Origin of the sequence: Streptomyces sp. NPDC059740 (assembly GCF_042733155.1) — a bacterium.
In the GTDB taxonomy this organism is placed as follows: domain Bacteria; phylum Actinomycetota; class Actinomycetes; order Streptomycetales; family Streptomycetaceae; genus Streptomyces.
The window spans coordinates 30072-45395 of sequence record NZ_JBHWGP010000007.1; the positions used below are offsets into that span (position 1 = coordinate 30072).

Annotated in this window: 11 protein-coding genes and 1 pseudogene; 1 reads left to right on the forward strand and 11 read right to left on the reverse strand. The window is 70.4% G+C overall.

Annotation, left to right across the window (positions count from 1 at the left end):
* Positions 1-270: 270 nt before the first annotated feature.
* The 10 genes and pseudogenes from ACFV3R_RS11305 to ACFV3R_RS11350 form a co-directional block, all read right to left on the reverse strand.
* Complete coding sequence (locus ACFV3R_RS11305; RefSeq protein WP_385579240.1) at positions 271-684, reverse strand: STAS domain-containing protein; 414 nt, start codon at positions 682-684, stop codon at positions 271-273.
* Positions 684-2168 (reverse strand): PP2C family protein-serine/threonine phosphatase, encoded by a 1485-nt coding sequence (locus ACFV3R_RS11310; RefSeq protein ID WP_385579243.1) that lies wholly within the window; start codon positions 2166-2168, stop codon positions 684-686. Before ACFV3R_RS11310 ends, ACFV3R_RS11305 begins: the two co-directional genes overlap by 1 nt.
* 1082 nt (positions 2169-3250) lie before the next feature.
* The gene (locus tag ACFV3R_RS11315; RefSeq protein ID WP_385579246.1) at positions 3251-4969 is read right to left on the reverse strand and encodes a SpoIIE family protein phosphatase; all 1719 of its coding nucleotides are present in this window, start codon (positions 4967-4969) and stop codon (positions 3251-3253) included.
* Between the two features lie 471 nt (positions 4970-5440).
* A complete protein-coding gene (locus ACFV3R_RS11320; RefSeq protein ID WP_385579900.1) occupies positions 5441-6262 on the reverse strand; it encodes an alpha/beta fold hydrolase in 822 nt (273 codons plus the stop codon).
* Positions 6263-7345: 1083 nt separating this feature from the next.
* Positions 7346-8227 (reverse strand): DUF2690 domain-containing protein, encoded by an 882-nt coding sequence (locus ACFV3R_RS11325; RefSeq protein ID WP_385579249.1) that lies wholly within the window; start codon positions 8225-8227, stop codon positions 7346-7348.
* Positions 8224-9036 carry a peptidoglycan-binding protein gene (locus ACFV3R_RS11330; RefSeq protein WP_385579252.1) on the reverse strand — a complete coding sequence of 271 codons (813 nt, stop codon included), beginning with the start codon at positions 9034-9036 and terminating at the stop codon, positions 8224-8226. Before ACFV3R_RS11330 ends, ACFV3R_RS11325 begins: the two co-directional genes overlap by 4 nt.
* 363 nt (positions 9037-9399) lie before the next feature.
* Positions 9400-9793, reverse strand: a pseudogene (locus ACFV3R_RS11335) (transposase); the annotation flags it as partial.
* A gap of 352 nt (positions 9794-10145) precedes the next feature.
* Positions 10146-11435 (reverse strand): SLC13 family permease, encoded by a 1290-nt coding sequence (locus ACFV3R_RS11340; RefSeq protein WP_385579255.1) that lies wholly within the window; start codon positions 11433-11435, stop codon positions 10146-10148.
* Positions 11436-11616: 181 nt separating this feature from the next.
* The gene (locus tag ACFV3R_RS11345; RefSeq protein ID WP_385579903.1) at positions 11617-12105 is read right to left on the reverse strand and encodes a CBS domain-containing protein; all 489 of its coding nucleotides are present in this window, start codon (positions 12103-12105) and stop codon (positions 11617-11619) included.
* A 163-nt stretch (positions 12106-12268) separates the two neighbouring features.
* Positions 12269-12580, reverse strand: coding sequence for an ArsR/SmtB family transcription factor (locus tag ACFV3R_RS11350; protein WP_385579258.1), 312 nt, complete (start codon positions 12578-12580; stop codon positions 12269-12271).
* Positions 12581-14041: 1461 nt separating this feature from the next.
* On the opposite strand from ACFV3R_RS11350, the gene ACFV3R_RS11355 reads away from it, so the two are divergent.
* The gene (locus tag ACFV3R_RS11355) at positions 14042-14629 is read left to right on the forward strand and encodes a DUF1266 domain-containing protein (protein WP_385579261.1); all 588 of its coding nucleotides are present in this window, start codon (positions 14042-14044) and stop codon (positions 14627-14629) included.
* Here ACFV3R_RS11355 and ACFV3R_RS11360 read toward each other — a convergent pair.
* Positions 14594-15148, reverse strand: coding sequence for a hypothetical protein (locus ACFV3R_RS11360; RefSeq protein WP_385579264.1), 555 nt, complete (start codon positions 15146-15148; stop codon positions 14594-14596). The genes ACFV3R_RS11355 and ACFV3R_RS11360 overlap by 36 nt on opposite strands.
* Positions 15149-15324: the final 176 nt, after the last annotated feature.

A 15324-nucleotide genomic window follows, 5' to 3' on the forward strand; every position in this document is an offset into this window, starting at 1 on the left:
TCGGTACCGCCAAGCCGACACCGAGGACGGACGCGCAGTCCACACTTCCACCAGGCGCCGTTGTCCTGGCGTGCATCCTCGCCGGCAAGGACCCCGCCGGCCAGACCGTTGTGGTGGGCCCGCGTGACCGGGCGCCTGGGGCGTCCCGCGAGGACGAAGTTGCGACAGGGGTGGTCCCTGCTGTGGCGCGTCCCGGAGGGCCGTTTCTGGGCTCCCGTGTAGGTCGCCCACGGTTTCACTGCGGTCGGGGGGCGGGGCTCGCTGACCTGGTCACGCCGGGCGAGCTGCCGCGCTGCCGTCACCCGGCGGCGGAGTGGGGGGGCCGGTGATCGTGGCGGCGACTGCTTCGGCTGCGGTGGCATGGACCGGCAGGACTGCGTCGACACCGGTGAGGACGAGCATCCGCATCAGGCGGTCGGGGACGTGGACGAGTGAGAGAGCACCGCTCACCTCTCTGGCGGCGTGCCAGAGACCGATGAGTGCGCTCAGGCCGGCAGAGTCGCAGAAGCCGACCTCTGCCAGGTTCAGGATCAGGTGCGGACATCCTCGCTCGATGAGCTCCGAGGCTTCGCGACGCAGGGTGTCGGCGGTGCACATGTCCACGTCCCCGGCGACTGTGGCAATCGCGAGGCCGGGATGGGGGCGCTGGACGGTCAGCTGCAGTGTGTCGGTCACGTCGGTCATCACTCCTGGCCGACGTGGTCGGGCGCAGCGGCGGTGTGAGTGGTGGCGACGACACTGCCGTCCACTGTGGTGTGAGGGTGGGGGACGGACAGGGCCAGCAGCGCCACGTCGTCGCCGGCTCCGTCGGGCAGGGAGGCCAGCAAGGTGATGCTGTCCTCGATCAGGGAGGGGGCGGTGACGGGCCCGGTGCGCTGGTGGAGGAAGCCGGTCAGGCCGTCCTCACCGAGCATGGCGCCCTCGGCGGTCCGAGCTTCGATCAACCCGTCGGTGTAAAGGAAGAGGCTCTCCCCGGCCGTCAGCGCAAACGTGGTCTGGGTGAAGGGCGCCTGCGGGAAGGCGCCGACGAGCATGCCTCCCTGGGGCTGTACGGCGCGTACCCAGACGGCGCCGCTGTCGTCGGGGCGCAGGTGGTAGGCCGGCGGATGTCCGCCGGCGGCGATGGTGACGGTGAAACCGCCGTCCTCCCGCGGCTCCAGGAGGCCGAAGAGGACGGTGCAAAAGCGCCGGCCGGCGGTGACGTCGGTGAGCAGCATGGTGTTGAGCGCGCACAGCACCATGACGGGATCGGCGTTGATCTGGGCCGCGGCGCGCAGGGTGTGGCGGGCCAGGGCGGTGACGGTCGCTGCCTCGGGGCCTTTGCCGCACACGTCACCGAGGAAGAACGCCCACCGGTCACCGTCGAGGGGGAAGACGTCGTAGAAGTCGCCGCCCACGTCGTGGGCGGAGGCAGTGCGGTAGTGGCAGGCCATTTCCAGGCCCGGCACCACGGGAAGGGCCGGGGGCAGCAGGGTGCGCTGAAGGGTGGAGGCGAACGCGGCGATGGCGGTCTTGTCCTGCTCCGCCTTCTCCCGCGCCGCCCGTTCTGCCTCGGCCCGCGCCCGTTCCGCCTCGGCATGCCGCCTCTCCGCCTCCCGGCGGGCCTGCTCTTCGCGCAGAGCGCGCAGCGCCGACAGCCGCAGCTCCATCTCGTCCAGCACGATTGCGGCGAGATCCGCCAGAGTGGCAGTGTCCTCCTCGCTGATCGAGCGCGGCCGAGTGTCGAGGACGTTGACCGTGCCCAGTCGGTGTCCGTCCGGGGTGATGATCGGCGCGGCGGCGTAGAAACGCACCCCCATCTCCCCAGCGACCAGCGGATTGTTCGCCGCGACAGGGTCCTGAAGAGTGTCGGGGAGGACCATCGTGTCATCACGCAGGATCGCCGAGCCGCACAGGCCCGGATCACGGCCGATCTCCGCGACACCCTCCAGTCCGTGGGCGGCCTTGAACCAGATGCGGTCGGTATCCACAATGGTGACGGTCGCCACCGGCACGTCGAAGAGCCGGGCGGCCATCGCCGCCACCCGGTCGAACGCTCCGTCGGGCGGGCTGTCGAGGATGTCGTAGCGGCGCACCGCTGCGATACGGGCCGCCTCCACATCCGGGTCGGGGACCAGTTCGGGGCGGCGCCCGGGAACCGGGGCAGTGGCCGATGCCTGGTGCATCATCGACTTCCCTCCATCGATGGGCTGCCGCCGTCAACGGCACGAACCGACGCAGCCTAAATCGACCACACCCCTGAGCGCCAATGCCGCCAACAGCCGGGCACCAGGTCGCGGCCTCCGTGGGAAGCACCGTTCAGCAGAGGCCTCCTCGGCCGCATCCCCGGCCTCCACCGGGCGCTTCCTCGCATCCAGACACCGCCCCACCTGTCCACCTGTCCAACTGGCCATCCAACCAGCCAGGCTGGAAGAGGCTCAAACGGGGAAGCAGCACCACCCAAGCCCAAGCAAGGGCAACATGCCACCGCTGTTTCGAGGCGGCGCAGCGGTACGCCGAGCGTGAGAGTGGCATCGCCGAGGCGCCCTACGAGCACCGGGAGGGGCGCCTCTCCGCTGGGACGATGGCTATCCGATCAGTAGCGGGCTTACCGGCCGGGGGCGGGGGGCGCCGAAGCAGGCGGAGGCGCTGGAGGGCCTGAGGGTGGTGTGGGAGCCACCCGACGAGGTTTTCGCGGAGAACCTGGCCGCGACTCGGGCATGCTTCGCCGAGGCCGACAGCCCGGCCGCTCCCCCGCGGTGCCATGCCACTCGACAAACCAGTGAGGCAGTAGCTGACCAACATCCACTGCCCCCGGGCTCGGCAAGGACGCCGATCGGGCGGAGCGGCGGGTACGGCAGCCCGCCGTCGGCCGGGACTGGAACGCGAGGTTGCTGGTGTGGGTCAGTGGACTGGCAGCGCCACTTCGCCGGCCTGCGCACCGTGCCGGAGGCCGGCGGGACCGTCGACATCGTGCTGCCGGGGGGACCTACCGCGGGAACGACGTCGGGGTGGGCAGGAACCCGGCGGGGCCGTCGAAGGGACGGCTGCCAGTACACCGGTCGAGCGCACCATTCCTGGCTGGCCCGGCGACCGCCGGCTCAACCACCGCTACGAGCGGACCCCAGGCACTACTTGGCCTTTCTCGCCGGCAGCCGCTATCTGCTGCTACAAACGGCTCCTCAAGCTGACCATGTGGGACACGGTCTTACCGAGTAGCAGGGCTCGTCGGCGCAGGCGTCGCTCCTGGCGGGTGGCAAGGCGGGCGGCATCAGCGCGCGTAGTGGTGCGGCACCGGCCCCGCCGGCCTGCGCAGCGCCAGGATGGCGACGTCGTCATCGTTGTCCTCGGGCCGGACGCGCGCCAGCAGTTGGTCGCAGAAGTCATCGAGCGGGCGGTGCGCGAGCGCGGCGGCGTGCCGCCGCAGCTGCTCCAGGCCGTCGGTCAGGGAGCGCGACCGGGACTCGATGAGGCCGTCGGTGTAGAACACCAGTGTGGCCGTCGCCGGCAGCTCCACCGTCGCGTCCGACCGTGGCGTGGTCAGCCCGGCGCCGGTCAGGGGGTCCACGGCCTCCTCCAGGTAGCGCGTCCGGCCGTCTTGCGTCACCAGGAGCGGTGGCGGGTGGCCGGCGTTGGTCCACAGCAGCCGAGGTGCCTCGCCGTGGTCGCCTCCCTCCTCCACCCGGGCGAAGACAAGCGTGGCCATGGACGCCTCCGTCATGTGGTCCACGGCCTGGTCCAGCCTGCCGACGATGACGCTCGGCGGCTCCTGGTAGGACCAGGCGTAGGCGCGCAGCATGTTGCGGACCTGCGCCATGGCCGCCGCCGCGTCGATGTCGTGGCCCACCACGTCGCCGATCACCACCGCCATCGCACCGTCCGGCAGCTGGAAGGCGTCGTACCAGTCGCCGCCGACCTGCGACTCCTGGGGGGCCGAGAGGTAGCGGGCGGTCATCTCCAGCCCCGGGACGTCCGGCAGCTGGGGCAGCAGGTGACGCTGCATGGTCTCGGTCACCCGCCGCTGCCGCTGGTACAGGCGCGCGTTCTCCAGCGCCAGCCCGGTCCGCCGGGCGATGTCCTCCAGCAGGGAGAGGTCGGTGAAGGCCTCACTGCGCTCCGCGCGCCCCAGCGTCAGCGCCCCCAGCACCTCGCGCACGCCCCGGATGGGGGCGATGGCCGCGGAATGCATGCCACTGACCTGGAACAGCTCCCGCTGTGCCACGGCGATGCCCGCGTCCGGCGGGCCCTGGTAGTTCTCGGGCCCCGCCAGGGTCGACGCGGCGCCGCGCAGCGCCCGTGAGAGCGGCATCGGGGACTCCGGGGGCACCGGCGGCATGGGCCCCTCCAGGTCGCCGCGCCGCACCAGGGCGCCGTCCTCCTGGTGCACCACCGAGGTGCGCCAGACCTCGTCACCCTTGGTGATCAGGTCGATCACCACCCAGTCGGCCAATCGGGGCACCACCAGCCGGGTCAGTCGCCGCAGGGCCTCGTCGACGCTCATGGTCGAGGTGAGGGTGGTGGTGGTCTCGGCGAGCAGCGCCAGCCGTTCCAGCTCCGACAGCGCCGCGCTCGGCTCGTCGTGGACCGCCTCGGGGAGAGGAGCGGTGGCCGGTTCGTGGAAGAGCACCATCGCCTCGACGGTGCCTTCGGTGTCCCGACAGGGCGTGACCAGCCAGTCGACTTCCATCAGGGAGCCGTCACCGCGCTCGTAGTACGCCTTGCGGCCCTGCTCGACCCGTCCGTCCAGAAAGGCCCGCCGGATGGTGCAGCTACTGCGGGGGGTGGTGTGGCCGTGCGAGTCGCGATGCAGGAGGTCGTGCAGGTCGCGGCTGCAGCACTCGGCCGCGGTGCGGCCCAGCAGTTCCTCGGCACGGCGGTTGACGTGGACGATGTGCGCCTGCTCGTCGATCAGGATCATGCCCGCCTGCTGGATCTCGGGCGTTCCGCCCGCAAGGTGCGGACCCCTGCGGCTGCCCGCGTCACGCACCATCGTGCCCGACTCCTCAGCTCGCGCCTGCCCCCATCGCCTCCCCCACCACCGTCTCACGCCCGGCCGCGGAGCGCTCGACCGGGCGTGGGACGGTGTGGCCGCTGCGGGCGTCCGGGCGCAACGGTGGCGCGCGTCCGTGTCTCCGCGAAGCGGGCCACGTCGGGCTGCCGGGCCTGCGGGGAGGCACCGCGCGCTCTCGCCGGCACGGGGACGGGCCTGCGGTGGTTCGACGGCGCGCCGGGGTGCCGAGGCCCCGGTGGGTGGCGCGTCACCCACCGGCCGCCGAGCGGCACGCCGGCCGGGCGCGGTGCCGGAACCACCCAGGCGGCCAACGCTTCGGCCAGCGCGTCGCCGTCCGCGGTCCCGGCGGCATGGGTGATGTGACCGCTGAGGCGCACCGCAGCCCCGAACGGGAGAAGGGCTACTGTCCTCGTGGGTGTCCATGGGCCGCCCATTCAGCGGCCCCGCGCCTCAGGCTGACGCGAAGTCAGCCGTCAGGCAGGCCAGCAGCCGCCCGGGGGCGTCCTCCTGCAGGAGGTGACCGGCGCCCTCGATCCAGTGCAGCTCCGCGTGCGGAACGCGTTCGTGGAGCCACTCGGCGTACTCCGGGGGGAGGATGCGGTCCTCGCGGCCCCAGACGATCCGAACCGGAATCGAGATACCGTCCAGCAGCTGCTCGTACGCGGCCGTGTCCGCCTGCCTGATCTGGCTGTACTGACGGTAGAACGCCGCCTGGCCCTCCTCCCCACGCCACGGCGCGAGGAAGGCGTCGAGGATCCCCGGCCGGAACCCGGTGTGCGTGGCGTGCCGCAGATGGGCGGCGACCAGTGCTTCGTGCGCGTAGCCCGGGAGCTTGCGGAAGACCTCCTTGTGCTCAAGGAAGAGCTGGAAGAGTCCTCGCTCCCACGCGCCTCCGCTCACCGCGTCGAAGAGGGTGAGGTCCCGGTAGCTCCTCTGCTCCAGCAGCAGCGTCCGCAGCGCCACCGCCCCGCCGATGTCGTGAGCCACAACGCTGGGGTGCGACAGCCCCCAGTGGTCGAGGAGCCGGGCGAAGTTCTCCGAGTGGGCCGCCAGGCTCAGGTCCTGGCCCTCGCGCTGCTCGGACTGGCCGAAGCCGAGATGGTCGAAGAAGAAGACCTTGCGGGTACGGGCGAGCGCGGGAGCGATGTCCCGCCACAGGAAGGACGAGTACGGTGTGCCGTGCACCAGTACGAGTGGCTCTCCGCTGCCCAAGGTCCCCCACCGGATCACTCCTCCGGGTGTCTCGAATCCCTCGTCCAGTACCCAGTCCACCGCTGCTCTCCTCTCCTGTTTCATGGGAACCGCCTTCCACACGAAGCGTGCTTCGATGCCTCAGCAGCCGGGATCTCCTTGGCCGGGTCGGTGGCGTCCTCCGCAGGAGTCGTCGTGAGGGGGGACGCTCATTTGACGCTCCGGACATCCAGCAGACCGCCACAGGCCCCACGAACTGTCCTGAGCCGCGCTTCCACCGGTCGACGCCTTTCCGATTGCCCCACCACGCTGAGTGTGTCGCGATCCTTTACCTGGCCCCGAAGGGGCCCTGACCAGCGGTTCAGCTGTTCAGCTGTTCAGGCGGTTTCCTCGTTCCGTGGGTGCATCATCAGGCGCGAGGGCGCCCGCGCGGTCCCCGGCCTCATCGCCGGCTTCGAGCGGGTAGGGCGCGGTCGGGACGGCAGGTCGGGCACGGCGCGGTGCCCGGGTCGGTAAGCGCCGTCCAAGGCCTGGGGGTCGGTGAGCCCTGCCTGGGAGTCGTGTGCGGCGGCGCAGTCGCCGCGGTGGAGCAGGAGGTGGTCCTCCTCGTCGGGGGCCAGGCGCCAGCGGGTGCGCTCGGCCGACAAGGCGAGTCCAGGCGGCTGTAGTTCTGGCCCAGCAGGCGCTGCACCAGCGGCTGCAGGGCCTCGAACTGCACAGCGCGGCCCTGGACGAGGGAGCCGCCGGCATACGTTGAGGCGACGAACACCTGACGGATCGACGCCTCTGGCGCAGCGACTGCCTCCTGCTGGGCTGGGACGCGTTCCACTTCACCGACCGGCTCATGCCCCAGCCGCTCCCGGTCATCCTCGCCGGACGTGTCGGCAACACCGGCTCCTACGACACCGGCATGCAGTTGTAGAAGGCGGCCCCAGCCCCGTCATACTCATAGCGATCGATGGCGCCGGCCAGTATGAGATGTACGACGAGCCCGGGTACGTCGACGCTGCCGCCCGGTGGGCGGCCGATCGGTTTACCGCTTCACCAGGCTGGTCCGCCGACTACCGTGTATCGAGCAGACCGTCAGGGACGGGCCGGCCGGTGCGGTGCGGTGCGCAGTGCGCGTCGGAAAGGCGTCACCTGACCCTGGATCTCTGCACGCCGCTACCCGCTCTCCCTCCGGAAGCACTCCGTGTGCCGCCCGTGGCCCGGCGTGAAGCAGGCCCGCAACCCGGTGAGATCATTGCCGTCGACCATCGGTGTGAAGAGCGGGCTCTCCGCGTCGTAACGGTCGGCGACCTCGACCCGTTGGGAGCCGCTCCCCGGGATGGATACCGTGACCACGTCGCCGACCCGCGTCTTCCACACCAGAGCCCACGCGGCGTGGCACCGCTCGCTGTATACCAACGACAGCCGCGCCCCGTTGCTGGTCGGATGCACAGGGCCGAGCCTGTGGACCCGGCCTGATACGACACAGCCCATCATCTCCGGGTTCGCGCCCGTGCACTTCCGGGCGTCACATGCCGCGGTGGGCAACGGCGAGGGCACGGCTTGCGCCGCGGGGCCCTCGGCACGGGCCCCGAGCAAGGACAGTGCCCACAGCGCGGCCCCGACGGCCACCCCGCATCCCGCAGCCACGAGAGCCCACACCCGGAACCCGGTACGCCGGGTCGGACGACCGGGCGTCGGACGCTTCCCCACCGTGCCGTCCTGGTCTCTGGGCTCTTCCACTGGCCCGGCTGGGGCTGGAGGGTCTTCGTGCGAAGGTGCCGCCGAGGTTCTGTGGCGGCCGCTCCATTCCAGATCCGCCAGCTCCCACAGCGCCACAAGTCGCGCCGGCGGCTCCTCTGCGATGCCGCACAACGACTCGACTGCTCGGCGAGGAGCGAGTTGCTTGCCGTCGAGGTACCGCCCCCACGAGGACTTGCTGTAAGGGGTGCGCGCGGCCAGCGCCGTCAGACTCAGGCCGGTCCGTGCTCTGAGCTCGCTCAGCGCCGCAGCCAGCCTCGTGGACGCAGGCCCCGCGCCGGACGGGGCGCTGGTCATTGGCGCAACACCCGCCAGGTGTCCGCGCCGACGAGGCCATCGGGCGTCAACCCGGCCTTCTCCTGCAGTCGCTTGGCCGCCCTCGTGGTGTTCGGACCGATGACGCCGTCGACTCCGCCCGGGTCGAAGCCGTGATACTCCAGCAGGCACTGCGCCTCGACGACGTCCCATCCTGGTGCGGAGAGCAGGGCGGTACGGGTGGTGCTGTAGCCCGCGTACAGTCGGCCGTTTCGACGTCGGACCGAGCAGGGGTAGGTCTTTCCGGCCCGGTAGGCGAAGGCCGCGCCGGACGGCGCTGTTGCGCTCTGCCCCGTCACGGTTCTTCCGTGACCTGCCTGGTTGCCCTTCCAGGGAGCTGACACCAGGAGAACGGCGAGCAGCCCTCCGAGGAGCAGGACAGTGCAGACGCCGGCGAGGGCCAGTCGCCGCCGGCGGCCTCCGGGTTCCGGTGCGTTCGTGGCGTGCGACGCGGTGTGCGGACGCGACGTGTCCGGGGCTCCTGGCCGGCGCTCCTGGCCCTGGTCGGCTCGCCCGGCCACCTGCGCCTTCCACCTGCCCTCCGCCACCTCGTGCAGTGCCAGCAACGGAGCGGGATCCCCTCTGCCCACCCGTGCCAGCTTCTCCACCGCTTCCCGTGGTGGCAACGACCTGCCGTTGAGGTAGCGCTCCCAGGACGAACGGCTGTAGCCCGTCCTGGACTGGAGCGACACCAGGCTCAGCCCGCTGTGGTCCTTCAGACGGCGCATCTGGACGACCAGTGCTCGCACCGGCTCGTCGAGCGAGCCGGGCAGTTCTTTCCAACGCGGCATCTTCCACCTCACGCGTTGAGTTCGAGAGGCGTGTCACCCGCCTCGTCCTCTCCGGACTGCAAGGCAATCATCGGTTCTCGGGCGGCTCTTCCGCAGCGGCCCCTTCAGGCCACCCTGGGCCGTGCGCCTGGCCGCCGTGCAGGCCGCCCGGCCCTCCCGCCGCGTCGCGTCCCCTCGCGTCCCACCCCGACTGCCCGCTCGGCCTTGTTTCCGCAGGTCAGCCAATGTGGCTTCCCACGTTTTCCCCAACCGTCCGCAGCCGCTGGCGACCGGAGGCACCACCCCCCAATCTCAGTGGTGACACCACGCCGGGTGGCCCGACCCCGGCCCGCTCTTCACCCACAAGGAGTTTCAATGACTGAGTCAAGCGGCCTGCGCGACCGGCGGGCGGAGGTGAAGACTCTGTTGTCGCGCAGGAGTGCCCACATCACGTCGACTCTTCGGCGAGCCATGGAGGTGATCGCCTGGACGTGCTTGAGCCCCTCACCGCGTTTCCTGAGGGAGAAGTCCCGGTCGGGTCCCTCGCGGATGATGCTGGTCTGTGCCGACAGGTAGAACACCCGGCGCAGGCGGCGGCTGTAGCGCTTGGGCCGGTGCAGGTTGCCGGTCCGGCGCCCGGAGTCCCGCGGGACGGGCACCAGGCCGGCTGCGGAGACGAGGTTCCCGGCGTCGGCGAACGACGCGATGTCGCCGGCGGCGACAACGAATTCGGCTCCCGGATCGGCCCCATGCCGGGCAACGACTCAATGATCCCGGCTTACTAAGAGGCGCCGGCCACCCCGCGCCGGCGTGCGGTGCCAGGCGTTGGCCGACCCCGGCCGTCGAACTGGGCGTCAGGGGAAGCTGGTGGCGTCCCGGGACGCGGACGGACGGAACGGAGGGTGCTTCGAGGGAAGACCCATTCCCCCCAGGGCGATGCAGCGACAACAACGCGAGTGTGCCGCACACCTGCGTCAGGTCCGTCAACCAGCACCTCCGCATGCCGATCGCCCAGCCGGGCACGCTGGGCCCTCGCATGCCGGCCGACGTCGTCCTCCCCTTCGATCGCTGGTCCGGCACTCCGTTCCCGTCGTCCCCTTCATGGGCGTGCCTGGGCCGTGGCGGGGCTCTCAGGTGAGGGCGAAGTAGCGCAGCCAGACGTAGCCGAGGGCGAGGAGCACGGTGGTGGCGGTCACGACCAGGCCGTACTTGGTGAACTGCCAGAAGGAGATGGGCCGGCGGTTGCGTTCGGCGATGCCGAGGACCACGACGTTCGCGGAGGCGCCGATGGCGGTGGCGTTGCCGCCCAGGTCGGCGCCGAGCGCCAGTGCCCACCACAGGACGTGCCCGCCGCCCACGGAGTGGATGAGGTCGCTGGTGATCGGCGCCATGGTCGCCACGTAGGGAATGTTGTCGACGATGCCGGACAGAATCGCCGAGCCGGCGAGGAGAGTGAGCGAGCCGCGGACGGGATCGCCGCCGAGGAGGTGGGCGAGTCCGGTGGAGACCTGACCGATGACGCCGGTGTCGATGAGGCCGCCGATCATGATGAACAGGCCCGCGAAGAACGCCAGAGTGGGCCACTCCACCTCCGAGAGGACCTCACCGGTCTCCGCGCTGGAGATCGCCACCAGCAGGCCGGCCCCCAGCAGGGCCACGATGCTCGGTTGGTAGTGCAGCACCGGATGCAGGACGAACCCGGCGATCACCAGCACCAGGACGATCAGTCCCTGCACCAGCAGGCGCGGATCACTGATGGCCTCACGCTCCTGGAGGGCCATCACCTCTGCCGCTCGCTCCTGGTCGTACACGAAGGCTTTCCGGAACATCACCCGGCACAGCGCCAGCAGCGCCACCACCAGGATGACGACCAGGGGGGCGAGGTTGACGACGAAGTCGTTGAAGGAGAGGCCGCCGCGCGAGGCGATGATGATGTTGGGTGGGTCGCCGACCAGGGTGGCCGCGCCCCCGATGTTGGACGCCATCACCTCAGCGATCAGGAAGGGCGCCATCGGCAGCGCCAGCCGTTCGCACACCAGCAGCGTGACGGGGGCGACGAGCAGCACGGTGGTGACATTGTCCAGGAGGGCTGACGCCAGCGAGGTGATGAGGACCAGCATCACCATGACGCGGAAGGGGCGCGCACGGGCACGCTTGACGGCCCAGATCGCCACGTACTCGAACATGCCGGTCTTCTTCAGCACGCCGACGATCATCATCATCCCCATGAGCAGGAAGATGACGTTCCAGTCGATGCCGGACTTCTCGGAGTAGAAGGCCGACCGGTCGTCGGTCGCGCCGATGAGCAGCATCAGGCCGGCGCCGCCCAGTGCGACCGCAACCCGGTGGATCTTCTCACTGATGATCAGTGCGTACGCGCCCACGAAGACGGCGAGGGCAGCCCAGGCGTGCCAATCCACAGAGGTCCTCCAGTCAGCAGATTCGGGCCCGATGCCCCCTGCACAACGCCGACCAGACTTCCCGGCACACCGACGACGACCCTACCGGTTCTTGACGACTTTTTGACAGGGGCCTCCGGCACGTCTGCCTCCGGGCGGCCTCGCCGGAGCGACGTACGCACCGGCGGGGAGACGCCTCGCCTCACCCGCTCGTCGCGAGGAGCCGCTCCAGCAGGTGGGAAGCGGTGATGACGCCGAGCAACCTGGCCCGCGAGCGGGAGACCCGGTCCAGGCGGTGGCGGTGGTCCCCCTCGACGACGGCCACCAGCGGGCTGCGCACCCGCGCCATCAGAGCCGCGACCTCCAGCGCCGTGTCGTCAGGCTGGGCGATCGGAGGCGCGGTCGCGCCGTCCGGCAGGCAGTCGCGCACGCTACGCCCGACCAGCGCGTCGCACAGGCGGTCAGCATGGCGTTCGTCCACCACCGCAGCCAGCGCCGGATCCTCCACGACGTAAGCGGGAACGACCGTCTTGACCATCTGGGACGCCGGCAGAACCGCAGCCGGCACCCCGTCACCGTCAACCACCAGCAACGCCGGCAACCGCTCCCGCGCCATCAACCGCGCCACCTCGACGGCGTCGTCATCCAGCCGCACCGTCTCGTACTCGATGGCAAGATCCCGTGCCCGCACCACGCCTCCCATGCCGTGCACCATCACTGAGCGCCTGTCACCGGCCGGCTCACCAACAGCCTGCCCCGCGGTCGCGCGACTGCACCAAGGTCACCACCGCGAACCGAAGGGCGCACTGCCGCCGGCAGCGTCTCACAGCGCGTCGACGCCGTCCGGCCCCGGCTCAGCCCGCGGCGATCACGGCTTGGATCAGCCCCGGGAACCGGCGGTCCAGGTCCTCCTTGCGCAATCGCATGTACAGGCCGTTCCCGGCGTCGCGCTGGTACACCAGGCCCGCCTCCCGCAGCACTCGCCAGTGACGGGTGCGGCTGGACTTGCCCACCGCCAGCTCGAAGGAGGCGCAGAGCCGCTCCTCGTCCGGCCGTTGGGCCAGTTCGGCCACCACGCGGCGCCGGTTCTCGTCAGCCAGCGCCAGGAGGATGGGCCCCACCTCCAACTCCTCGATACGAGGATGCGCCAACTCGCCTGCCGCCATCACTCCACCCCTCGACAAGGTACGCCTTGGAGCGTACCTTCAAGCGAGGTACGCGACTGGGCGTACCTTACCGTTACTGGGGGAACCATGCATGCACCCGCGCCACAGCGCCACCACGTCCTGTCCCGCATCCGCACCGCACTGCGCAAGCTTCTGCTCCTCGAGCACTCACCCTTCATCACCTTCTGACCCGGCGGGAGGCCCCCGCCCCCCTGCACACAGCCACGAAGGTGACCGACCGGCCCTCCGCGAGCCAGGTCACCTCAAGCAGGCCGGCAGGGTCGCTCCAGCCGAGCGGGGAGAGTCCCTGCCATCGACGGCGGGCTCGCCTCCGGCCTCCGTGAAGTCGGACAGTGCGGTGACGAGTGCGGAGCGCCGGCCGGTCAGGTGCCAGGCGGGCGACGAGCGCGGCGATCTCGGAGCGTTGCCGGGCGGTGGCCTCCTTGACGATGCGGTGGCCGGCCGGTGTGAGGCGCAGGAGATTCTTACTGGCAACTGGCGCTGTTGAGCGGTGGAGCCCACTGGGGGTCCTTGTCCCCTTCGTCCGGTTGCTGACCGCCGAGACAGCCACCAGCGACCGCGTCGCCCTCAGGTCGTTGGCGTAGCCTCACGGCCGGCCAGCGGCCACTTCACCGTCCCCGAATCCCAGGCTTCGGCCGGCGGGACGACGTGGTCGATGTCCGGCGGGAGTCAGCGAAGGTCTTCCCGCCGTAGTAGTCGTAGGAGGAGCTCCACTTGCCGCCCCTGAGCCGGCAGTGCGCGCCCTGTACAGGGGCGGCGGGGTGATCTGTCCGACCGTGATCGATAGTCTGCCGTCCATGGCACTGACCAACGGGGAGGGGCATGCTGCCGGCGCCTGACGAAGGCGAGACGGGCTTCTGCGCCAAGCCGCCGGAGTGGTTCGCCGAAACCTGGGGAGAGGGCGACGGAGCGTGGATGGCCGTGAACCCGGGCAGCCCCTGCGAGGCGTACTTCCCCACCACGCCCGAACACCGCACGCAGTGGGCACTGCATGCCGCCCCTGTGGCGGGCCCCGAGCGTGAACGCGCACTCCGCGGGCTGCGGGTGGGCGGTCCCCTCCAGGGGCCGGTGGCTTCGGCCTGGCCTGCGGAGCACACACGATGGGCAACAACCGCTTCCTGTGGAACGCGATCGCCTTCCACGGGATCGGCTACTCGTCCCAGCGGCGGGGCCTTGCACAGTGGTCGGGCATCCACGACCGTGCCCAATGGCAGGACCCGCAACGCCGACTCCTGGAGGCTGACCTGGTCAGCTCCACGTGGGAGTTCGCCCTCAGCTTCCGGCGCTCCGCCGCGCTGGACTTCGCCGGTGCGGTCGAGGTCGACTACTGGAAGCAGCTGGCCGCACGCATCATCCGGCACAACGCCGAGACGCGCGCCTCCCAGGTCCGCATAAGCCCCGAGGGCGTGCCCCCAAGGCGAGCCGGTCAACGAGACCGAGGTGGCCGCTCAGATCGCGGGGATACGGCGGCTGATCGGACGGATCGCCCGGTACGAGGCCAGGTTCCGGTCGGACGGTCTCCTGTCGGAGGGGCGGTTCGTGCGCACGGTCGAAGCGTGGGACTACGGGCGTGCTTCATGCATGGCTCGGTGGGGCGTGGCCGCTCGGTTCTGCACGCTCCAGGAAGCCGAGCATGCAGTCGTCGGGGCCGGTCGGAGGGTGGCCGTCAACTACCGGTCGTGGGAGGACTTCTCCGCCGCCTTCATCCTGGGGCGCTGCCCGCTTCGACGAGGAGGAGTCCGGGCAGTGGTACGAGGAGATGGTCGCCGTGCACCCCACCCTGACCACCGATCCCGCCAGCCCCTGGCTGCACATCCCCTGGCAGTGAGCCCACCCGGGCACTACCCTCCACGCGCCCAACTCCCAGGCCGCACCTGGAGTTTCGTGACCGACCTCCACGTCCCCTGCTCCCCCTCAGCCGCCGCACCTCCAGACCCGGCCTCACCTCCCGCCCGTCACGTCCTGACCACTGAGGCCACGGGGCCCGTGAGGCTAGACCAGGGTGAAGACATCTACTCCGGTCAGTGACGTCAGTCCCTCTTGCGTTTCACAGGCCAGCAGCGACAAGGTCAGGTTGGTTATCGTCCAGACGACGCTGGCACCGTGGAACGTTCCGGAGGTCACCGACCCCGTGAAGGTGTTGATCAGCTGCCCGTTTACCTTGGTGGCGGTGCGTGTGACCTGCAGCGTGCTGGTGCTGCCATCCGACCAGTGCACGACGTTCACCTCCTGCGTGGAGGCCAGCAACCCCTGGCAGGAGTAGTCGCCAGTGGAGCCGAAGGTGATGGTGCCGGCGGTGATGTCCGTGTTCGGCACCACGCACGGACCGAGGTTGTTGGTGCCTTGGGCGGTCACTGATCGCGGAGTGTTGGTCAGGCCCGGGCTGTAGGAGATGTTCTGTGTTCCGGCGCAGGTCACGACTGTAGCGGCAGAAGCCGGGTGCACGCCGGTGAGCATCGCGGCCACCACTGTGCACACCACCGCCAGACCGGCCAGAGCACGCCGACCTGGAGAGACGGTGAGGGAGGTGCGGCTGAGGACTGGCATGGTGCCTCCGTGTTGTAGCCGTTGCGGAGTGGGCGTGTGTGTCCTGACGTACCTGGGACGGAGCGGTGCTGCTCGGGAACTGTCCCGCCTTATCCACCCACTTGCCATAGCCCGGGAGCACCCTGTTGAAGCGCGCAGGAAAGCTCGTCAACAGCCGCACACGCCGGCGCACGCCG